Raw genomic sequence first — 20,927 nt, forward strand, 5'->3', positions numbered from 1 at the left:
ATGCGTCGACCCCTCGCAGCCACCGTCATGTTCTGGCCATGAAGACAATGGGTCCTGAGCCTAGCGACTGATCGCGGCAACAGGAGCGCCGGGAGGAAACTTCACGCCTCCGATATCACTCCATCCGCGCAAAGGCGGGCCGTTCCACCAGTTCCACCGCATCATCTCGTCGCCGTCCACGCAGAAGATATCCGTGTGGTCCGAGCTTCGGGCCAGCGCTGCAATGAAGCTCGGCGAGGGGAAGCGCGGATCGCTGTGTTCGATCCATTCTCTCCATGGGTTCCCGTGCCACCAGGCAAGTTGCACGCGACCATCCTCGGCAGCGGCGTAAAGGTCCATGAACTCCCTGTCGCGCGAGAGTGCCACAACCGGGGTCCCCACAGGGAAGCCGGGTCCGCGCGCATGGCGGAACCATGGCTCCCAGTCCCATCCGGGCGTCAGCTTCCATATCCCCATTGGATGGCCATCGGCGTGGCAGACCACCACTTCCTGGTGCTCCTCCCCGCGGGAGACGGCCGCAACCGGCGCACCCGGCGGGAACTGCGGCACGAAGTAGGAAAGCTCGGACGGAAGAGTCGCGCGGCGCTCACGGGACCAAGGCGAGTCGCATCCGGGCAGCCAGAGCGCATTGTTGTGAATGCCCTTGATACACGAAACTTTTTCACCTGCCTGGAGCCGGCCGATACGGATCCATTGCTCCTCCGTGCGGTAATAAAGGGGCGAACGCCCGATGTCGTCCTGCCTTAATTCCACCTCGAACTCGTCGTAGCCCTCCGGGTTGTTCCAGCGAATGATGATGCTGCCCCGATCCACATCGATCCCGGTGATTTCAGGGGGCTTGACGCATTTCGGGGAGGGGCGCTCGGCCAGTCGCTCGGCCGTGAAACTCCGCCAAAGGCAGAAATCCCTCCACTCCACATTTGTCCCTTCATCGTCCGGCTGATAGAAGAGAAGCGTATTCCCTTCGGTCTTGCGGGGACAAAGGATCAGTTTCCCGGGCCAAGCCGAAATCATCAGCTCGACCTCCTGAGTCGCGCTGTTCTCATCGGCGATCACGGTCTGATGGAGTGGCTCCCAATTGGAATTCGAAGCGCCCTGCCACCAGAACTCGATAAGATCAGGGCGTTGATTGCTATAGATCCATGTCACCTTCACGCGGCACATCTGCTCGTGCGATGGCGGTGAAACCTGCTCGATCGTGAAGGGGACCAAAACATACATCGGGCCATCGCAACAAACTGAACTTCCGCATGACCGGATCCGCCATCCTCGCGGCAGCTTCAGTCATGGATCAGGCAGGCAGAACCACGGCACGCCCGAGCAAAGCACCTTGTGCCCTGCATTGGAGCGCAATCAGAGCCTATCCGGTCTGCGCGATTTTTCAAGAAACAGCTTGCGTCTACACCGCCGGCCTTTTTCCCGCCACCTTGTCATGCGTGGGTTCATGAGGGCATCGCAATGCCTCGGGTCCGAGGGGAAGAATGGCTATTCATCCAGCCGGAAAGTCAGGACAGGGCCGAGAGGGTAGCTCTCTTGGGATCATTTCCGATCTCCGCCGCATAGCCGCATATTCACGAGGTCCGATGCCGGGTGGGAGCCCGGCATCCGCCTTCCCCGCCATCGCCGTGCGACGGGGAAGGACATGGGACGCAGGCTCCCGAAGTCCTGCGCTGCACGGCCGTCTTCTCCCGAACCGCCGCCACGGAAGAGCGGCTCCGAATTGTGGTCACCGGAACTCCTCCCGAGCCAGCACGACGCGAACTCGGTCGCGAAAGGCGGAGGAGGAAAAACGCCCAGAAGATAAAGATGCTGACCTTTGCCGGACTGATTGCCGCAGCCCTCGTGTCCGTCAGAGACGGATAGATCCATGCCAGCAGCCAAGCCATCACCAGCAACCATCAACAACGCAGTCTGCGCCATTGTGGCGGCAGGACTGACCCCGGGAGCCCTCGTCATCGAAGCCCATGGGACTGTGCGAGTAGATATTCGTTATATCGATGAGGTTAGGGCGCCAGTCTCCGGAGCCGAGCAGGATGCCGGCGGGGACAGCAAAGATGATGCCCCGCTGACGTGGGGGGATGTGGCATGAAGGTCGAGGCGGAATTCGCGGGTCTCTGTAAGGAATTCACGAAGGCGGGCAAGGTCCGCTGGCGCGTTCGACGTGCTGGGCAGAAGGGAAAGAAAATGACGATCCCTGTCGGGCCCGGTCACGCCGATTTTCACGCGCACTACGAAGCGGCTCGGCTCGGGAAGAAGGCCGAACTGAAGGCGCCTGACAAGCCATCGCGCGGCAAGCTCGACGAGCTGCGCGAGCGGTATTGTGAGGCCATGGCAGCGCTCGTCGCGACCGGAAAAATGAGCGAGCTGACACGCTTGGGACGCACACGAGGGCTACTGCAAGCCTGCGACATCAAAAAGAATGGAGTTCGTATGGGCTCCCTCGCGGCAGCCATGCCCAAACCGGCCTTCGTTTACATACTCGATCAGTTTGGTGCCCGGACCGGTGCTGCCGAGACATGCCTGAAGGCCCTCAAGGCCGCATACAAGTGGGGCGAGGATCGGGGTTTCCCGGTAGACTCGCCAGTTCTCCGCATGGCCTCGCCGCACAAGTCGATGGGTGGCGCAACCGCTTGGAATGTCGACGACGAGAAAACGTTTCTTGAGAAACACGGACCGGGCACGATGGCCCGGCGCTGGTTCTATCTCGCCCGCAACACGGCTGGGCGGATCGGCGACATGAACAAGCTGGGAGTGCACAACATCGTCCTGGAGGGCGGCAGGGCGTTTCTCACATGGCAGCCGGGGAAAAAGGGGTCCAAGCCGGTCACAGTCCCCATCATGGACGAGCTCGCCGACGAGTTGGCCAACGACACAGGTGAGGAGGCGACGTTCCTGCGGACGGAGTCCGGCCGACCTTTCGCGTCCTCGGGGTCTCTCGACAACAAAGTCCGGGACTGGATCGTCGCGGCAAAACTTACGGGTGCAGACGGCAAGGCGGTGCGTTCTCAGCACGGCATCCGGAAAGCGACCGCGCACGAACTTGCCAAGGCTGGCGCCAGCGTGTTCGAAGTGGCCGCGCGTCTCTCGCATTCCGATGTCAAGTCCAGCGCCCGCTACGTAGCAGACGTCGAGCGGGCAGGCCTGGTGCTGTCCGGCTTCGAGCGCGTTGAGAAAGCTCGCAAGGCGGCAGGTGTCCCGCAGCCCCAAAAGCGTCGAACACTTCCCGAAGGAACGTCACTGAAAACAAAATTTTCAGTAGGTAAGTGGCAGCCCGTAGGGGAGTCGAACCCCTCTTTTCAGGTTGAAAACCTGACGTCCTAACCGATAGACGAACGGGCCACCTTTGGCGCCTTGCAGCGTTTGCTGCGTGGCGTGGAGCGGTGTTTAGGCAATGCTCCGGAGGGCCGCAAGAGAAAAAATAAGGGTCGGATGATTTTTCTTCATCTTCGCTCTCAAATCCTTGGAAAAGCCCGCTCTTGTCCCGCTCAGGCGGGCTCGGCGGCGTCGTCCAGGCGCAGCCTGACGCGCTGGCGACCGCCGTAGGTGGACAGTTCCAGCTTGCCCGCCAGATGAAAGCGCCGGCCGCGCGCGCCCAGCAGCGCCGGACCCAACGGGCCCTGCATCGCCCCCCAGGCAACTACGTCCAAGGGCGGCGCACCGGGGCTGCGGGCGCGCAGGCGCAGGTGGCTTTCGCCCATGGTCTGGACCTGCTCGAGAATCTGGTCGGAGAGCGCGAAGCGGGGCGCAGGAGCGCCTGCGCCGAAGGGACCGGCGCGGTCCAGCGCCTCTATCATCTCGAAGTTTGCGGCGCGCGCGTCCAGTAGGCCCGAGATCCGCAGCGCGCCCGCCTCCTGCCCCTGCAAGGCTCCGGCGACCAGTTCGGACAGTCTGGCCATGGCAGTGGGGATGAGCGCCGCCTCGACCGTCAGGCCCGCCGCCATGGCATGGCCCCCGCCCCGGACGATCAATCCTTCTGCGGCAAGCCGCTGGATCGCACGGCCGATGTCCACGCCGGGGACCGAGCGAGCGGAGCCCTTGCCGATGCCGCCCGAAACGCCGATCACGACCGAGGGGCGGCCCGTGGCCTCCTTCAGCCGCGCCGCGACGATCCCCACGACGCCGGGATGCCAGTCCTCGCCTGCGGCCCAGGAGAGCGCGGGATCGCCACGCGCCTCGGCCTGCGCCAGCGCCGCCTCGCGCACGGCGCCCTCGATCGTGCGGCGGTCGCGGTTCAGGGCGTCCAGTTCCTGCGCCAGCGCCCCGGCCTCGGCAGGATCCGTGCAGCTGAGGCAGAGCGCGCCGAGGTCCGCCCTCCCCACCCGTCCGCCCGCGTTGATCCTCGGACCCAGCAGGAAGCCCAGGTGGAAGGCCGAGGGCGCGCTATCCAGCCGCGCCACGTCTGACAGCGCCACCAGTCCCGGCCGTGATCGCCGCGCCATGATGGCCAGTCCCTGCCGCACGAAGGCACGGTTCACGCCGATCAACGGGGCTACGTCCGCCACCGTTGCCAGCGCCACGAGGTCCAGCATGGACATCAGTTCAGGCTCGGGCCGCCCCTGCGCACGCAGGACGCGGTTCGCCTGCACCAGCGTCAGAAAGACGACACCCGCAGCGCAGAGATGGCCAAGCGCGCCATCCTCGTCCGCACGGTTGGGGTTCACCACGGCCAGAACCGGGGGCAGCGTCTCGCCGCCCTGGTGGTGATCCAGCACGATCACGTCGGCCCGGCCGCGTGCGGCCTCCAGCGCCTCGTGGCTCAGCGTGCCGCAGTCCACGCAGACGATCAGGCTGTGATCCTGCGCCAGCCTGTCGATGGCGGGTGCGTTCGGGCCGTAACCCTCCTCGATGCGGTCGGGAACGTAGAGCGTGGCGTCCCTGCCCTGCGCGCGCAGCCAGCACAGGACCAGCGCCGCCGAAGCGCCGCCGTCCACGTCATAATCGGCGAAGATGGCGATGCGCTCGCCCGCCGTGACAGCGGCGACCAGCCGCTCGGCGGCAGGCACCATGTCGCGCAGGCGCAGGGGATCGGGCAGCAGCTCGCGCAGGCGCGGCTCCAGGTGGCCGGGGGCTTCGGCGGCGGTCACGCCCCGGGCAGCGAGGATGCGCGCGACAGGCAGGGGCAGGCCCGCGGATTGCGCGAGGCCCTCGGCAAGGCGTTCCTCGGCGGGATCGGGCCCGGACCAGCGCCGCCCTGTGAGCGAGCGTTCGACATTCAGGAAGGCAGTCATGCGCCGCTTGTCGCGACCAAAGGCATCCGGCGCAAGGGCAAGGGAGTGGGTGTCCCGGCGATGTGAATGGCGGGGGCTCGCCTGCGTCACCGCCGGACCGGGGCGCTGCCCCGGACCCCGGGATATTTGGGCGAAGAAGAACTGCCTTGGTTGATTGGGGAGGTGAGAAAGCGGTTCCGTGTTGCCCCGGCGCGATGCCGTGCGGAAGTTTCCTGCTTGTCCATGGCGCGCATACCCGAACTTTCGTGCGCGCCTGAGACTGTCCACTGGACTGCTTCCCGCAAGGAAGGGAGTTCGCGCGCCGGGGCGGAGGCAGCGCCCCGGTCCGGCGTTTCAGGCAGGAGCGCTGCTCAGTCCTTGAAGCTGCGGCTATCCTTGATCTGGTCCCAGGCCCAGACGACTTCCTGCAGCCGGTCCTCGTCGGACCGGTCCCCGCCGTTCATGTCCGGGTGCAGGTCCTTGACGAGGGACTTGTACTGCTTGCGGATCTCCTGCTTGGTCCAGCTGTCCTTGGCATCCAGGATCTCCAGCGCGCGCCGTTCCGTGGGCGGCAGCTTGCGGGTCGCGCGGGTACGGACTTCGGGATTGGTGCCGTTCGCGCCAAGGATCTCCAGCGGGTCGTTGACGCCGTGGCGTGCCCAGGCCTGTTCCTGCGTGGCCCGGCCGAAGGGACGGGTCGGGCGTTCCCAGACGGTGGCGTTGTCCAGGAACTCCTGGAACTCGGCCTCGGACTGTCCTTGGAAGTAGTTCCAGTTGGTGTTGTACTCGCGCACGTGTTCCTTGCAGAACCAGTAGTAGTCATCCAGGTGCTTCGGAGACTTGGGCGCGCGGTACTGGCCCGGCTGGGTGCAGCCGGATTTGTCGCATTTGCGGGTCGATGTCTCGAAGGCGCCGGACATGCCGCGACGACCCTTGGACCGCCGCTTCTTGTCGGAAGCCGCGGAGATATCGAAACCGAACGGGTCGCTGTTGGACATGAATGGCCTGCTTTTCGACTCGGGACGGGGAGTGTAGGGCTTTTCGCCGGAAGAAAAAGGGGGAGAGCCCGAATGAAGCAGAGTATCGCCGAGGAAATGCAGGTGCGTCTGGCCGCGCTGGAGCCCACGCGGCTGGAAGTGATCGACGAAAGCGAACAGCACCGCGGCCACGGCGGCTGGCGCGAGGGCGGGCAGACGCATTTCCGCATCCGCATGGCATCGCCGCGCTTCCGGGGCTTGGGCCGGGTGGAACAGCACCGGCTGGTCAACCGCACGCTGGGCGACATCGTCCCCCGCATCCATGCGCTGGCGCTGGAACTGTCGGCGGGCTGATTGCCCTCATTTGTAGGCTGTTAGCGCCCCCAGACTGGACGCAACCCCTAGGCGGGCCTAAGAGCGCCTGCAAACGGCCAGCAAGGGAACGACCGATGAACGCCTCTACCACCGACTTCAACGACCGGATGCTGTCGCTGGGCCTTGCCCGCGTCAGCGAGGCGGCGGCCCATGCTTCGGCGCGGCTGATCGGCCGCGGCGACGAGAAGGCCGCCGACCAGGCCGCCGTGAACGCCATGCGCGAGCAGCTGAACATGCTCGACATCAAGGGCGTCGTCGTCATCGGTGAAGGCGAGCGCGACGAGGCGCCGATGCTGTTCATCGGCGAAGAGGTCGGCAGCGGCGAAGGCCCCGAGGTGGACATCGCGCTGGACCCGCTGGAAGGCACCACGCTGACCGCCAAGGACATGCCGAACGCGCTGACCGTGATCGCCATGGCGCCGCGCGGGACGCTGCTGCACGCCCCCGACGTCTATATGGACAAGCTGGCGGTGGGCCCGGGCTATGCCAAGGACGTGGTCAGCCTCGACATGTCCCCCAGCGAGAGGGTCCATGCGCTGGCCAAGGCCGGTGGCGTGCGCCCCGAGGACATCACCGTCTGCATCCTGGAACGTCCGCGCCATGAAGAGATGATCGCCGAGGTCCGCGCCACCGGCGCCGCGATCCGCCTGATCACCGACGGCGACGTCGCGGGCGTCATGCACGTGGCCGAGCCCGAGAAGACCGGCATCGACATGTACATGGGGTCGGGCGGGGCGCCCGAAGGCGTGCTGGCCGCCTCGGCCCTGAAATGCATGGGCGGGCAGATGTGGGGCCGACTGATGTTCCGCAACGACGACGAGCGCGGCCGCGCGGCCAAGGCCGGCATTACCGACCTGAACCGCATCTACACCCGCGACGAGATGGTGACTGCCGACGTGATCTTCTCGGCCACCGGCGTCACCAACGGGTCCATCGTTAGGGGCCTGCGCCGCGAGCCCAACTTCATCGAGACCGAGACGATCCTGATGCGGTCCAAGACCGGCTCGGTCCGCCGGATGATCTATCGCAACCCGATCCGCTGATCCTCTGTCATTGGTAAAGGACACGGCCGCTGCAGTTTCCTGCGGCGGCCGTTCTGCTTTCAGCCCGGCTGATGAAAAGGCCCCGCCGAAGCGGGACCGATCCGGTCGGCTCAGCCTGCCTTGGCTGCCTGCGGGAGGCGCCTGCGGCTGAACAGCCGCGTGACCAGCACATAGAACACCGGAACAAAGACCAGCGTCAGAGCCGTACCGGTGAAGGTCCCGAAGAAGGTCGCATAGCCGATGGCGTGCCGCGCCCCTGCCCCCGCGCCCGAGGACAGCACCAGCGGCAGCACCCCCAGTCCGAATGCCAGCGAGGTCATCACGATCGGTCGGAAGCGCAGCTGGGCGGCATGGCGCACCGCCTCGACCGCGCTTTCACCAAAGGACTCCATCCGCTCGCGCGCGAATTCCACGATCATGATGCCGTTCTTGCCGGTCAGGCCGACGACGGTCAGCAGGCCCACCTGGAAATAAACGCCGTTGTCCTGTCCGCCGACCCAGGCGCCGATCAGGGCGCCCAGCACACCAACCGGCATCGCCAGCAGCACCGCGATCGGGATCGTCCAGCTTTCGTAAAGCGCGGCCAGGCACAGGAACACGGTCGCAAGCGCCAGGGCGTAAAGCGCGAAGGCGCCTGCCCCGGCCTCCTTCTCCTCAAGCGACAGACCGGTCCACTGCAGGCTGAAGCCGGGCGGAAGCTCGCCTGCCAGACGCTCCATCTCGTTCAGCGCGTCGCCGGTCGAATATCCCGGCGCAGGCTGGCCGTCGATCGCCATGGCGGGCAGCGCGTCATAGCGCTTGACCTGCTGGGGGCCATAGACCCAGTCCTGCGTGGCGAAGGCCGAGAAGTCCACGAACTCGCCGTTCGCATTGCGGATCCGCCAGAGTTCAAGGTCGCGCGGCGCGGTGCGGGCCCAGGGCTCGCCCTGGACATACACCCGCTTGATGCGGCCGTTGTAGATGAAGTCGTTGACATAGGACCCCGACCAGACCGTCGCCAGGAACGATCCCACGTCCGTCGCCGTCACCCCGACCGCGCCCGCCTTGGCCCAGTCGATGTTCAGCTGGAACTGCGAGGCGTCCTCGACGCCGTTGGGGCGCACCGCCGTCAGCATGGGGCTTTCGCCCGCCATGCCCAGCAGCATGTTGCGCGCCTCAAGCAGTTCCTCGTGCGACTGGCCCCCGGCAGCGGTCAGGTAGGCCGAGAAACCGCTGGCATTGCCGAGTTCGAGCACCGCGGGTGGCACGATCGGGATGACCAGAGCCTCGCGGATGCCGCCCATCAGCGGCCCGAAGGCGCGGCCCGCGATGGCTGCGGCGGACTTTTCAGGGTCGGCGCGTTCTTCCCAGTCGGTCAGGCGGACGAACATCATGCCCATGTTCTGCCCCTGCCCCGAGAACGAGAAGCCACGCACCGAAAAGACCGACTCGACATTCTCGGCCTCGGCGGTCGTGTAGTAGTCCGAGACCTTCTTCAGCACCGCCTCGGTCGCCTGCGCGGTGGTGCCGCTGGGCGCCTGGACGATGGTCATGATCGCGCCCTGGTCCTCGTCGGGCAGGAAGGCCGTCGGCGTGCGCTGGAACATCAGCACCATGCCCGCGACAAGCAGGCCATAGACGATCATCATCCGCAGCGGCCCTGCCGTCGCGACGCGCACGATGCGCATGTAGCCGTTGGTCACGCGGCCGAAGTTCCGCTCGAACCAGTTGCTGAAGCCGTTGCCCAGCCGCGCCAGCATGCCCTGGCGCCGCCCCGAGGACAGTCCGTGGTTGTCATGCGGCCTGAGGATGGTGGCGCAGAGCGCGGGCGTGAATGTCAGCGCGATGAACACCGACAGCATCATGGCGCTGACGATGGTCACGGCGAACTGCTTGTACATCTCGCCGGTCGAGCCGCCGAAGAAGGCCATGGGCACGAACACCGCCGAGACGACGATGCCGATGCCGACCAGCGCGCCCGAGATCTCGTCCATCGACTTGCGGGTCGCCTCGACGGGGCCGAGATGCTCGTCGCGCATGATCCGCTCGACGTTCTCGACCACCACGATGGCGTCGTCCACCAGCAGGCCGATGGCCAGAACCATCGCCAGCATGGTCAGCGTGTTGATGCTGAAGCCCAGCACGGCCATGATCCCGAAGGTGCCGAGGATCACGACCGGCACCGCCAGCGTCGGGATCAGCGTGGCCCGGAAGTTGTGCAGGAAGATCAGCATTACGAGAACGACAAGGATGATCGCCTCGACCAGCGTGTGGATCACCGCCTCGATGGACAGAAGCACGAAGGGCGTCGTGTCATAGGGAATGACGTATTCCACGCCCGCCGGCATCGTTTCGGCCAGTTGCGCCAGCCGCGCCTTGACCAGTTCCGAGGTTTCCAGCGCGTTGGCGCCCGAGGCGAGCTGGATTGCCATGCCCGAGGCAGGCTGGCCGTTGAAGAAGGCCTCGATCTCGTAGTTCTCCGAGCCCAGTTCCGTCCGGGCCACGTCGCGCAGCAGGACAAGCCCGCCGTCCACGTCGGCCCGCAGCACGATGCGCTCGAAATCCTCGGGCGTGCGCAGCAGCGACTGCGCCGTGATCGTGGCGTTGAGCTGCTGGCCCTCGGGAGCCGGCATCGCGCCGAAGGCCCCGGCCGAGATCTGCGCGTTCTGCGCCCGGATCGCCGCGACCACCTGGTCCGGCGACAGGTCGTAATACTTGAGCCGTGTCGGATCGAGCCAGATCCGCATCGAGTATTCCGACCCGAAGACCTGCACGCCGCCCACGCCGTCGATCCGCGACAGCGGCTCGACCATGTACGAGTTGAGATAGTCGGCGAGGTCAACGGCCGTGCGCGTCCCGTCGGTCGAGACAAGGCCCACGACCATCAGGAAGCCGGTCGCCGACTTCTGCACCGTGATGCCCTGCCGCGTCACCGCCTCGGGCAGCCCGGCCTCGGCCTGGGCCAGCTTGTTCTGGACCTGCACCTGGGCGATGTCGGGATCGGTCCCCAGCTCGAAGCTGAGGGTGATCTGCGCCCCGCCGGTCGATGTGGTGGACGAGTCGATGTAGCGAAGCCCGTCGAGGCCGGTCATCTCGCGCTCGATGATCTGCACCACCGTGTCGGCCGAGGTCTGGGCCGAGGCGCCGGGATAGACCGTGCTGATGACGACGGACGGCCCCGCGATCGAGGGATATTGCGAGATCGGCAGCCTGAGGACCGAAAGGATCCCCAGGCCCATGATGATGATCGCGATGACCCAGGCGAAGATGGGCCTGTCGATGAAAAAGCGCGCCATGCCTCAGTTTCCTTCCGCCGGGGCGGCCGCTGCGGCCGCAGCCGGCGCGGCTTCGGCACCGGGGGCACCACCCTCGGGTTGCGCGCCGGCCTCGGCCGGATCGGGCGCGATCTCCACGGGGGCGCCGGGGGCGACCTTCTGGAAGCCGGTGGCGATGATCTGGTCGCCGGGGTTCAGGCCCCCGGTGACGACCCAGTTGTTTCCGTCCGAGGTTTCCACCGTCACCGGGCGCACCGCGACCGTGCCGTTTTCGACCACCCATACGTTCGGAGTGCCGCTCTGGTCGCGCATCACGACCGATTGCGGAACCAGGTAGACGCCCTTTTCCTCGATCTGGGGCAGGATCACCTCGACATAAAGGCCGGGCAGCAGCAATTTGTCGGGGTTCGGGAAGGCGATCCGCAGGGTGATCATGCCGGTGGTCGGCTCGACCTGAGGCTCGGCCGCGCGCAGCTCGCCCTTGACCGGATATTCGTCTCCCGTGGGCAGGATCAGCGTGGCCTGACCCGTCGCCAGGACGCCTCCGCCATGCTGGGACTGCCGCCAGCGCAGCAGGTCGTTCGCGGATTGGGTCACGTCCACGTAAACAGGGTCCAGCGTGCGGATCGTGGTCAGAGGATTGGCCTGCTGCGCCGCGACCAGCGAACCTGGCGTGGCCTGCGAAAAGCCGATCACGCCCGCGATAGGGGCGCGGATCGTCGTCCGCTCAAGGTCGATCTCGGCCGATTGCAGCTGCGCCTGGGCCAGTTGCAGCGCCGCACTGGCCGCGTCCCGCCCGGCGATCGCCGCGTCGCGGGCCGCAGCCGAGGTGGTGCGGTTGGTGAACAGTTCCTCGGCCCGTTGCGCTTCGCGCTGCGCCAGGTCGAAATTCGCCTGCGCCTGCGCGACCGCCGCCCGGGCCGCGCTGGCCGCGGCGGCGTAGGTGTCGGATTCGATCTCGTAAAGCGGCTGACCCGCCTCGACCTCGGTTCCTTCCTCGAACTGCCGTTCGCGGATGATGCCCGACACCTGCGGCCGCACCTCGGAGATGGTGGAGGCCTTGATGCGGCCCGGCAGGCGCGCAGTCAGGGTATAGTCGGTAGGCTGTGCCTCCAGAACCGTGACGGTCGGCGTCGGTGCCTGGGCCGAGGCCACGCAGGGCGCAAGGCCCAGCAGCAGGACGCCTGCAAGCCCGAGGGCGGGGCGGGATAGCGAAAAATGGAACATGGGGGACTTTCAGGTCAGCGCTGAAGGAAAGTTGATTGTTTTCGGCGCGCGTGCGCCACAAATGTCAAGAACCGAGTTCCGGCCCCGCCCTGCGCGGCGGGCTGTCGCATCGTCGGGGGGCGTCCCCCTGGTCCGCGCGCAGCAGGGTCATCAGGTGGCGCAACAGTCTTTCACCTGAAAGCGCCAGCGGAAAGCTCTTGCCCGAGGTCAGCCACTCGGCCAGCAGGCCACCGATGGTGACGGTGATGTACAGCTCGGCCTCGGCCACCGTGACCGCAGGGTTCAGCGTGCCGTTCGCCTGGGCGCGCCGCATCACCGTCCCGATCAGCGCCCGCATCTCGGCATGGATGCGGGCCAGAGCCTCTCGTCCATCCTGTTCGATGGTCAGGTCGGACATGATGCGGAAGATGCGCTGCTCGCATTCGTTCACTTCAAACGAACGCAGTGCTTCAAGCGCCGCCATGAAAAGGCAGTCCAGCGGGTCCGGGGTATCGGGGGCAATGGCGCTGGTCAGGATCTTTTCCTGCGGCAGGAAGGTGCGCCCATGCAGCGCGGCCAGCACCTCAGCCTTGTCGCGGAAGTGCCAGTAGAAGGCCCCCCGCGTCAGGCCCGCCGCACGCGAGATCGATTCGACCGTGGCGGCGGCATAGCCCTTTTCGCAGAACATCCGCTCTGCTGCATCCAGGATCGCGGTGCGCGTCTGCTCTGAGTCTTCCTTGCTTCGGCGCATGTTCTGTCCTCTAGAAGCGACGCATATACAGACATTCGTGGATGTATGTAAACCCTTAAGCCGTTCCGGCGAGAAGATGCCGGTCTGAAGCCGAGAGGTCGGCCTTCCTTCGCCGACCTTGCGGGAAAGGGATGGCTCATCTGCCGCAGCCATGCAAAGGCACGCGCCGAAAAACCAGTCAATCAGAGGTTGTGTTCATACCGGATGTTTGGTGTTTATCCGCTGACCCCTGACCTGCGCTGGGAGTCGCCGGATGCTTGCGCAGTGCCATAGTTAATTGTTTGAGTTTATTTTTAATCAATACGGCAATTGCGCTGCTGTTTCCGTCACGGAATAGTGATTGTGAGTGATCTCACTGATTACAACCGTAACGGTCTTTAAAGAGTCGTTCTCTTGTATGGACACAACTATTGCGTGTGAGGGGATTATGTCCGCGACGACCCAGATCAATATGATCAACCTGCAAGTGTTTGCCGAGACTCAAGCCGCACTCGACAGGCAGAAGGGCACCTACGACGCCAACATCGCGTCCGACGACAAGTATTATCTCTGGCAGTCGTCGTTTCAGACCATCCCGACGGGGATGGAGGGTCAGCCCGAGGCCTATGCCCGGCAGCTTCGCATCAACCTGCCGGACGTGAACACGCTTCGGCTGCCGTTCAACGCATTCTCGTTCAACTCCGATGGTTCGCTGAACCCGCAATACGAACGGTTCATCCTTGAGGCCGCGAAGCAGGGCTTCCAGTTCGTCTTCAACTACTCGGACGGCGATATCCAGCGCCTAGGGGGCGACGAGCAGCCCGCCTCGGCCGACCAGATGCGTGCCCAGCTGAACGGAGCCATCCACGACCGGATGATGAAAAGCTGGGACAAGATGCTCGACTGGCTTGATGACCATCCGCAGGCGGCGAACGCCGTCTACGCGCTCGAGGCCGTCAACGAACCCAATACCTATGCGCGCGCCGAGGACCGGACAGGCAACAAGGGCGAATTCATCCGTCTTTACGGCGACCACATGGTCGAATTCGCGGAAATGGTCCAGGAACGGTCGGACGCCCGCATCATGATCGGCGGCTTCGCTTATTCAGCGAAATTCGACGTGCTCGCCAATACCCGCACACTCGATGGTCAGGGCTCGGTGCTCGACCAGATCCGTGGCGCCGCGGGAAGCGACCTGGTCTGGTCGGCGCATCTTTACCCCGACTGGGCCAGCGGGGCAGGCCAGGAACTCGAAGGTTTCGAGGCGCTGATTCGCCAGAACTATGGCGTCCTGTCGGGTGATGACATCATCATCACCGAAACGAACGCCACGGGTGGGCCGGCGAACGATGCCTCTGGCAACGACGCTTCGTTCTGGATGGCGCGCGCCTACGAGGCCTTTCTGGATGCCGGTATCGGGATCGGCTGGTTCCCCGGTGCGGAAACGGGCCAGTCCGCCTTCCTGTCGATCGACAACGGCTGGCAGATCCGCTTCCGCCATCCCGACAGCTTCGCCCATGGCATGAACGCCTTCACGATGGGCCAGGACGATCCTGGACATGCCGGGAACGAGGCGATCACCGCGCGTCTGCTTGCCGGCTTTGTCACCGACGAGGATCGGGGGCCGACGGGCCTCGACGGCCTTGGCTATGCGGTGGGCTATGGTGGCAACGACACGCTGACCGGCATCGGCAACGCGATGAACATGCTGTTCGGCGGGGACGGAAACGACATCCTGACCGGTCGCGCCGAGCGCGACCACCTGTTCGGCCAGCACGGCGATGACACGCTGTACGGGGGCAACGGAAACGACGTCCTGTCGGGTGGTGACGGCGACGACCTCCTGCACGGCGGCAATGGCAACGATCTGCTGACCGGCGGGCGCGGTGCGGACAGCTTCGTCTTCACGGACGGTGGCGAGGACGTGGTCACGGATTACCGCCGGGAACAGGGCGACACCCTTACCCTCGGCACCCGGGTCTGGACCGATGCCGAGCTTGTGGCCGCGGGTCGCATGATCGACTCGGACGGCGATGGAGCGGTCGATGACCTGGCCGTCACTTGGCAGCAGGGCCGCGTCATCCTGATGAACTACGGTATCCTCCGCCAGAACGGCGTCGTGAACGGGACCTCTCGGAACGACCTGATCGAAGTTGGCTTCACCGACGCCGAAGGCGACAAGCTGAACTGGACCGGGGGCCGGATCGATGCGGGTGAAGGCGACGACACCGTGATCGGCAGCATGTCCGACGACACGATCACCGGTGCTTCCGGCAACGACACCCTGACCGGTCGTGCCGGTCGTGACGTCATCGACGGCGGCACCGGCAACGACACGATCACGGGGGATACCGGCAACGATACCCTGACCGGCGGCGATGGCAACGACAGCATCCATGGTGGTGCGGACAATGACGTCCTGTACGGCAACCTCGGCAACGACTCGCTGGACGGCGGAGAGGGCAACGACCAGTTGTTCGGCGGCGCCGGTGACGACAGGCTGGGCGGCGCAGGGGGCAACGACACCTTGGTCGGAGGGGATGGCAACGACATGATCACGACTGCTCGCGGCCGCAACCTCCTGGCCGGTGAGAACGGGGACGACACGATCATCGGCGGCGCCGAGCAGGACACGATCAACGGCGGCAGCGGCAAGGACAGTCTTGCGGGCAATGGCAGTGACGACGTGATCAACGGCGGGGCCGACGACGACTGGATCTCGGGTGGTGAAGGCAATGACCGTCTGTACGGCGACGCGGGCTTTGACACCCTGATCGGCGGTGGCGGCAGCGACACCATGTACGGTGGAAGCGGGGCCGACGTGATCAGCGCCGTGCGCGGCCTGAACGCGATGTATGGGGAAGATGGCAGCGACTCGATCACCGGTGGCAGCGATGCCGACACGATCGACGGCGGCATCGGAAACGACCTCCTGTCGGGCGGACCCGGCGCCGACGTGATCCTGGGCGGGCTCGGCCATGATTCGCTGATCGGCGGAGACGGCAACAACAACCTGAACGGCGGCGACGGCCAGGACACGCTGATCGGCGGGGCCAATGACGATACGCTTGTCGGCGGTGCAGGCAACGACCTGATCAGAACGGGCACGGGCGTGGATTACGTGATGGCCGGTGACGGCGACGACCGGATCGAGGTCGATATGAGCGGCACGTCCTCGAACTTCCTCACCGGGGGCGCGGGCGCCGACCGCTTCGTGTTCATGAATGCTCAGTCCCCCGGCGTCAGCCGCGCAAGCATCACGGACTTCGACGTCTCGCAGGACATCCTGACCATCAACGGCTACACGGGATACGCGGCCATCTCGTCGGCAAAATCCTTTGTCAGCCTGCAGGATGTGGGCGACGATGCGGTGCTGAGGTTCGGCGAAAGCATCTATGTCTTCAAGGGACTGGACGCGTCCGACTTCTTCTGAGGCCTTGAACCATCGGGGCGCTCGCCTGTCTGGCGCCCCTCCCCTTCAAGAGCCGCGTGGTCCCACGATCGGGACCGCGCGGCTTCCGTTTGCGGTCAATTACCCAAGTGCTCGACGCTCGACAGATGGATGCCCGTCAGCCAGTGGTTGATGCAAAGGCACCCGGGGCTGCTTCGTCAGCCGATTGCCAGCCTGCGAACTCGTCAAGGATCATGCGGCGGAAGATCGAGCCCGCCAGCCCGAGCGGACGGGCGCGGCGGTGGATCAGGTAGCAGGTGTTGGCGCCACGGCTGCCGCGTGCGGCAATCTCGCGGATGTCCCCCCTTGCCGCCCAAGGGGCCGCGAAGACCACCGGCATGAACCCAAGATAGCGCGAGGACAGGATCAGCAGCATCCGCGACAGGATCGTGGGCGCCACGGCGGTCACCGTGAAGGCGCCGACAAAGTCCGAGTAATCGGCGTCCTGCGCGACCTCGGCCGCGACGAAGTCGTGGCGGCGCAGTTCCTCCATCGTCAGGCAGGCGTCGTCGCGGGAAAACAGCGGATGGTCCTTGCCGCAGAAGATGCCCATGCGTTCCTTGCAGACGGGCGTGGAGACCAGCGCGTCGCTTTGGCGGATCAGCGCCGTGAAGCCGATGTCGGCCGAGCCTTCCAGCACCGACGCCAGCACGTGGTCCGGAGAGGTCATCCGCAGGTTCAGTTTGAGCTTGGGATAACGGTCCTTGATGCGGGCAATGGCGCGTGACAGGGGGTCAGCGAACTCGAACAGGAAGCTGTCGTCGGCCAGCATCGAGACCTCGCCTTCCAGCTTGTGCGTCGCCGCCCCGATGAAATCCGTGAAGCGTCCGATCTCGCTCATCAGCTGGATGGCGGCGGAATGGACCATCTGCCCCTGCTCGGTCAGCCGGAATCCCGAACGGCCCCGGTCGCATAGCCGCATCGACAACCGCGCCTCCAGCCGCGACAGCGTCAGGCTGATCGCCGACTTGCCCTTGCCAAGCCGTCCCTGCGCGGCCGTGATGCCGCCTGCCTCGACGATCTCGATGAACTCGCGCAGGGCGGCGATGTCGATGTCCGACAGGTTCCCGCGGAAGGGCGTTCCAGAATGCGGCACTGACCTTTCCCCTGCTGCGGTCCGCGCAAGGTTTTCAGTTCGTCAAACCTTGGTCAAGCACTCCGGTGTCGACAACCGCCGGGGTGCCGGGCAGGCTTGCGGCGCCCAGCTTTTCCGATTCCGCAGGACTTCCGACATGGACGACATGACCAACTTCGGCAACACGGCCGAGGCGCGCGACATCCGCCACCACTTCCATGGCTACACCAACGCCCGCCGCCACATGGACGTGGGTCCGATGATCATCGAGGACGGCGAGGGCATCTATGTCACCGACACCTCCGGCAAGCGCTACATCGAGGGCCTCGCCGGGCTGTGGAGCGTGGGCGTCGGCTTCAAGGAACGCCGGCTGATCGAGGCCGCGACCCGGCAGCTGGAAAAGCTGCCCTTCTACCACAATTTCGGCCACAAGAGCCACGGCCCTGCCATCGATCTGGCCGAGAAGCTGGTCGAGATCGCGCCTGTCCCCATGAGCAAGGTCTTCTATACCAACTCGGGGTCCGAGGCGAACGACACCGTGCTGAAGATGGTGTGGTACCGTTCGAACGCGCTGGGCAAGCCGGAAAAGAAGAAGGTCATCGCCCGCACGCGCGGCTATCACGGCGTGACCATCGCGGCGGCCAGCCTGACTGGGCTGCCCTACAACCACCGCTCCTTCGACCTGCCGCTGGACCGCGTGCTGCACACCACCTGCCCGCATCACTGGAAGGAAGGCCGCGACGGCGAGACCGAGGAACAGTTCGCCACCCGCTGCGCCGAGGACCTGGAGGCCCTGATCCAGCGCGAGGGCCCCGACACCATCGCCGCCTTCTGGGCCGAGCCGGTGATGGGCGCCGGCGGCGTGGTCGTCCCGCCCAAGGGCTATTTCGACAAGATTCAGGCGGTGCTGGCGAAATACGACATCCTGTTCGTCGCCGACGAGGTGATCTGCGGCTTCGGCCGGACGGGCCAGATGTTCGGCTCGACCACCTACGGCATCCGGCCGGACGTGATGGTGATGTCGAAGCAGATCACCTCCAGCTACGTGCCTTTCTCGGCCATCCTGATGAACGAGCGCTTCTTCGCGCCAATCGCGGACGAAAGCGACCGCATCAGCACCTTCGGCCATGGCTACACGGCAGGCGGGCACCCCCTCGGGGCGGCCGTCGCGCTGGAGAACCTGGCGATCATCCAGGAAAACGACCTCGTCGGCAACGCGCGCGAGGTCGGCGCCCATTTCCGCGCCCGGCTGGAAACGCTGAAGTCCAGCCCGCTGGTGGGCGAGGTCCGGGGCGTCGGCCTGATCGCGGCGGTCGAGCTGGTCGAGAGCAAGCAGGCCAAGTCCGTCACCACGCCGGGCCGACTGGGCACGCTGATGAACGCGGCCATGCACCGCAACGGGCTGATCTCGCGCAACATGACGGACACTGTGGCCTTCTGCCCGCCGATGATCATCACCCGCCAGCAGGCCGACGACATGTTCGAGATCGTCGCCAAGTCGCTGGCCGAGCTGGAGACCGAGGTCGGCGTCCCGGCCTGAGGCCGGGGCAGCCTCACATCCCCGATCGAAGTCCCTGCAGGAAGCGCTCCAGGCAGTCGCCGATCACGGACACCTGGTAGCCGCCTTCCTGCACGACGACGACGGGGATGCCGGCCGAGGCCACGGCCCGGCCCGCCTCGTGGAAGGCCTCGGTCGTGACACGGACGAGGCTCAACGGGTCCTCGGCGTGGGTGTCGTAGCCGAGGGCCAGGACCAGCGCCTCGGCCCCGTAGCCGCCGACCGCGTCGAGGCCCCGGCGCACCGCGGCAAGGAAGGCCTCGTCGCCCGATCCGGGGGCAAGGGTGATGTTGAGGTTGAAACCCTCGCCCTCGCCCCTGCCCCGCTCGTGAACGCGGCCCGTGAAGAAGGGGTAATAGGCATCGGGATCGACGTGGACCGAAACGGTCATGACATCGGCGCGGTCATAGAAGATCGACTGCGTGCCGTCTCCGTGATGGGCGTCGATGTCCAGCACCGCGACCTTGGCAAAGCGGCTGCGCAGCCGCTCGGCCGCGATGGCGCTGTTGTTCATGTAGCAGAAACCGCTGGCCCGGTCGGCCCGGCAATGGTGCCCCGAGGGTCGGCAGAGCGCATAGGCCGCGCGCTCGCCCGCCACCACTGCGTCAGCAGCTGCCGTCGCGCTGTGGGTGGACCGCAGGGCCGAGATCCAGGTGAACTCGCCCAGGGGCACGGCAAGGTCGCCCAAGTAATAGCCCGCCTGCGCGATCAGGTGATCCGTGGGACAGGGCGGCCGGACGCGCTCGGCGGACAGGTCGGGGAAGGTGTTGGGCAGGACCTCGGGGCCATGCACCGGCAGTTCCTGCCACCGCCGGAAGGCGGACTCGAGAAACTCCATGTAATGCGCCGGGTGGACCTTGCCCGCAGGCGCGCGGCCGTGGTCGGGCGGCGTCTCGGGCGTGATGCCCAGCCGCGCCAGTGCGCCCAGCAGCGCGCCGGTCCGCGCGGGCACATCCGTCGGGGCGGCGAGTTCCCCGAAGCGCATGAACTGTTTCGGGGAATGAAGGGCCTGGTCAGGGGAATAGAATGCACGCATCGGATAGACCTTTGAAGCCGCCATCGGGACGGGAAAGCGATTGCACAGGGCGCGATATCCGGGAAGGCTTCAGCTTCTTCCCCATTCTGACCGCGCCTGGCCTGACATGACGACCCTGAACTGGAACCACCTCCGCATCTTCGCCGCCATTGTCGAAAACGGCGGCCTCACCCGGGCCGCGCAGGTCCTGGGGATGAGCCAGTCGGCCGTCAGCCAGACCCTGCAGCGGCTGGAAGCGGCGATGGACCGCACGCTTGTCCGGCGCGAGGGGCGCAGCTTCAGCCTGACCCCCGTGGGCGAGGCGGTGCTGGCGGACGTCCAAGCTATGCAGGTCGCGGCCGAACGCATCGGGCTGCGCGTCGGCCAGCATCGGCCCGAACTTCGGGTGATGACTGTCTCGAACCTGATCTCTCCGCTGCTGGACGAGGCCTTCCGCCTGTTCCACCAGCGTCATCCCGACGTGCTGCTGCGGGTCGAGGTCCGCAACAGCCACGACATCGTGGCGACCCTGCGCGAGCAGGCGCAGGGTCTGGGCATCTGCCTGCTGACCGAGCCGGTGCCGGAACTCGACTGCCGCTTCCTGTTCCAGGACGAATGGTCGGTCTTCTGCGGGGTCGAACATCCCTTCTTCGGCCGCGAGGAGGTCACGCTGGACGAGCTGCGACAAGAGCCCTTCGTGGCTTTCGCCTGCGCGCGCGAAGGCGCGGGGCTGGAACCCATGGGCCCCCTCAGCATCCGCCTCGGGCTTGGCCGCAGCACCAGCGGCACCAGTTCCCACGTCGAGGAGGTGCGGCGGATGATCGTCTCGGGCGTGGGGCTTGGCCTCTTGCCCTGGACCTCGGCCCGCGCCGAGGTGAAGGCCGGTCTGCTCTGGCCGGTCCGCACCACGGGCGAATGGCTGGGGACGCATATCTACCTCGTCCGCCACCCCCGCGCCTGCGCCCTGGCCGAGAGCCAGTTCGTGGACGTGATCGAGGAGCTGCTGCCGCTCTTCCCCTCCGCGCGGCGCTGACTG

Annotated in this window: 13 protein-coding genes, 1 tRNA gene and 1 pseudogene; 6 read left to right on the forward strand and 9 right to left on the reverse strand. The window is 65.9% G+C overall.

The genetic code is table 11. From position 1 onward, the window contains the following. Positions 1-60: 60 nt before the first annotated feature. A complete protein-coding gene (locus ACFFII_RS14815; RefSeq protein ID WP_377699646.1) occupies positions 61-1,221 on the reverse strand; it encodes a PLL family lectin in 1,161 nt (386 codons plus the stop codon). Positions 1,222-2,682: 1,461 nt separating this feature from the next. Here ACFFII_RS14815 and ACFFII_RS14820 point away from each other — a divergent pair. Further along, positions 2,683-3,114: pseudogene (locus tag ACFFII_RS14820) on the forward strand (tyrosine-type recombinase/integrase); the annotation flags it as partial. 150 nt (positions 3,115-3,264) lie between these two features. Here the strand turns inward: ACFFII_RS14820 and ACFFII_RS14825 are convergent. From ACFFII_RS14825 to ACFFII_RS14835, 3 genes are all read right to left on the reverse strand, one after another. Continuing rightward, a tRNA-Glu gene (locus ACFFII_RS14825) sits at positions 3,265-3,339 on the reverse strand. 146 nt (positions 3,340-3,485) lie between these two features. Beyond that, complete coding sequence (gene recJ / locus ACFFII_RS14830) at positions 3,486-5,228, reverse strand: single-stranded-DNA-specific exonuclease RecJ (protein ID WP_377699647.1); 1,743 nt, start codon at positions 5,226-5,228, stop codon at positions 3,486-3,488. A gap of 350 nt (positions 5,229-5,578) precedes the next feature. Then, positions 5,579-6,205, reverse strand: coding sequence for a DnaJ domain-containing protein (locus ACFFII_RS14835; protein WP_377699648.1), 627 nt, complete (start codon positions 6,203-6,205; stop codon positions 5,579-5,581). A 72-nt stretch (positions 6,206-6,277) separates the two neighbouring features. Here ACFFII_RS14835 and ACFFII_RS14840 point away from each other — a divergent pair, with 72 nt between their 5' ends. Both ACFFII_RS14840 and glpX read left to right on the forward strand, forming a co-directional pair. Then, complete coding sequence (locus tag ACFFII_RS14840; protein ID WP_377699649.1) at positions 6,278-6,538, forward strand: BolA family protein; 261 nt, start codon at positions 6,278-6,280, stop codon at positions 6,536-6,538. A 95-nt stretch (positions 6,539-6,633) separates the two neighbouring features. Further along, on the forward strand, positions 6,634-7,602 hold the full coding sequence (gene glpX, locus ACFFII_RS14845) for a class II fructose-bisphosphatase (protein ID WP_377699650.1): 969 nt from the start codon (positions 6,634-6,636) through the stop codon (positions 7,600-7,602). Between the two features lie 110 nt (positions 7,603-7,712). Here glpX and ACFFII_RS14850 read toward each other — a convergent pair whose 3' ends face one another. The 3 genes from ACFFII_RS14850 to ACFFII_RS14860 form a co-directional block, all read right to left on the reverse strand. Continuing rightward, positions 7,713-10,877 (reverse strand): efflux RND transporter permease subunit, encoded by a 3,165-nt coding sequence (locus tag ACFFII_RS14850; RefSeq protein ID WP_377699651.1) that lies wholly within the window; start codon positions 10,875-10,877, stop codon positions 7,713-7,715. Positions 10,878-10,880: 3 nt separating this feature from the next. Then, positions 10,881-12,083, reverse strand: a complete 1,203-nt coding sequence (locus ACFFII_RS14855) for an efflux RND transporter periplasmic adaptor subunit (RefSeq protein ID WP_377699652.1) — start codon at positions 12,081-12,083, stop codon at positions 10,881-10,883. A 64-nt stretch (positions 12,084-12,147) separates the two neighbouring features. After that, positions 12,148-12,813: a TetR/AcrR family transcriptional regulator gene (locus ACFFII_RS14860; protein ID WP_377699653.1), complete on the reverse strand. Its 666-nt coding sequence runs from the start codon at positions 12,811-12,813 to the stop codon at positions 12,148-12,150. 451 nt (positions 12,814-13,264) lie between these two features. On the opposite strand from ACFFII_RS14860, the gene ACFFII_RS14865 reads away from it, so the two are divergent. Next, the gene (locus ACFFII_RS14865; RefSeq protein WP_377699654.1) at positions 13,265-16,225 is read left to right on the forward strand and encodes a calcium-binding protein; all 2,961 of its coding nucleotides are present in this window, start codon (positions 13,265-13,267) and stop codon (positions 16,223-16,225) included. A 136-nt stretch (positions 16,226-16,361) separates the two neighbouring features. Here the strand turns inward: ACFFII_RS14865 and ACFFII_RS14870 are convergent, their stop codons facing one another. After that, positions 16,362-17,339: a LysR family transcriptional regulator gene (locus tag ACFFII_RS14870; protein ID WP_377699655.1), complete on the reverse strand. Its 978-nt coding sequence runs from the start codon at positions 17,337-17,339 to the stop codon at positions 16,362-16,364. 145 nt (positions 17,340-17,484) lie between these two features. On the opposite strand from ACFFII_RS14870, the gene ACFFII_RS14875 reads away from it, so the two are divergent. Beyond that, positions 17,485-18,858 (forward strand): aspartate aminotransferase family protein, encoded by a 1,374-nt coding sequence (locus ACFFII_RS14875; RefSeq protein WP_377699678.1) that lies wholly within the window; start codon positions 17,485-17,487, stop codon positions 18,856-18,858. Between the two features lie 13 nt (positions 18,859-18,871). Here the strand turns inward: ACFFII_RS14875 and ACFFII_RS14880 are convergent, their stop codons facing one another. Continuing rightward, the gene (locus ACFFII_RS14880) at positions 18,872-19,912 is read right to left on the reverse strand and encodes a histone deacetylase family protein (protein WP_377699656.1); all 1,041 of its coding nucleotides are present in this window, start codon (positions 19,910-19,912) and stop codon (positions 18,872-18,874) included. Between the two features lie 106 nt (positions 19,913-20,018). Between ACFFII_RS14880 and ACFFII_RS14885 the strand changes: the two genes are divergently transcribed. Continuing rightward, entirely contained in the window at positions 20,019-20,924 is a 906-nt protein-coding gene (locus tag ACFFII_RS14885) for a LysR family transcriptional regulator (RefSeq protein ID WP_377699657.1), read from the forward strand. The last annotated feature ends 3 nt before the right edge of the window (positions 20,925-20,927 follow it).

This window comes from Paracoccus niistensis (genome assembly GCF_042432925.1).
GTDB classification, from domain to species: domain Bacteria; phylum Pseudomonadota; class Alphaproteobacteria; order Rhodobacterales; family Rhodobacteraceae; genus Paracoccus; species Paracoccus niistensis.

Bases quoted from the DNA above. Each gene is read 5' to 3' on its own strand.
- glpX (WP_377699650.1), top strand. From the start codon at position 6,634: ATGAACGCCTCTACCACCGACTTCAACGACCGGATGCTGTCGCTGGGC.
- ACFFII_RS14855 (WP_377699652.1), bottom strand. From the start codon at position 12,083: ATGTTCCATTTTTCGCTATCCCGCCCCGCCCTCGGGCTTGCAGGCGTC.
- ACFFII_RS14880 (WP_377699656.1), bottom strand. From the start codon at position 19,912: ATGCGTGCATTCTATTCCCCTGACCAGGCCCTTCATTCCCCGAAACAG.
- ACFFII_RS14865 (WP_377699654.1), top strand. From the start codon at position 13,265: ATGATCAACCTGCAAGTGTTTGCCGAGACTCAAGCCGCACTCGACAGG.
- ACFFII_RS14850 (WP_377699651.1), bottom strand. From the start codon at position 10,877: ATGGCGCGCTTTTTCATCGACAGGCCCATCTTCGCCTGGGTCATCGCG.
- ACFFII_RS14875 (WP_377699678.1), top strand. From the start codon at position 17,485: ATGACCAACTTCGGCAACACGGCCGAGGCGCGCGACATCCGCCACCAC.
- ACFFII_RS14835 (WP_377699648.1), bottom strand. From the start codon at position 6,205: ATGTCCAACAGCGACCCGTTCGGTTTCGATATCTCCGCGGCTTCCGAC.
- ACFFII_RS14840 (WP_377699649.1), top strand. From the start codon at position 6,278: ATGAAGCAGAGTATCGCCGAGGAAATGCAGGTGCGTCTGGCCGCGCTG.
- ACFFII_RS14860 (WP_377699653.1), bottom strand. From the start codon at position 12,813: ATGCGCCGAAGCAAGGAAGACTCAGAGCAGACGCGCACCGCGATCCTG.
- ACFFII_RS14815 (WP_377699646.1), bottom strand. From the start codon at position 1,221: ATGTATGTTTTGGTCCCCTTCACGATCGAGCAGGTTTCACCGCCATCG.
- recJ (WP_377699647.1), bottom strand. From the start codon at position 5,228: ATGACTGCCTTCCTGAATGTCGAACGCTCGCTCACAGGGCGGCGCTGG.
- ACFFII_RS14885 (WP_377699657.1), top strand. From the start codon at position 20,019: ATGACGACCCTGAACTGGAACCACCTCCGCATCTTCGCCGCCATTGTC.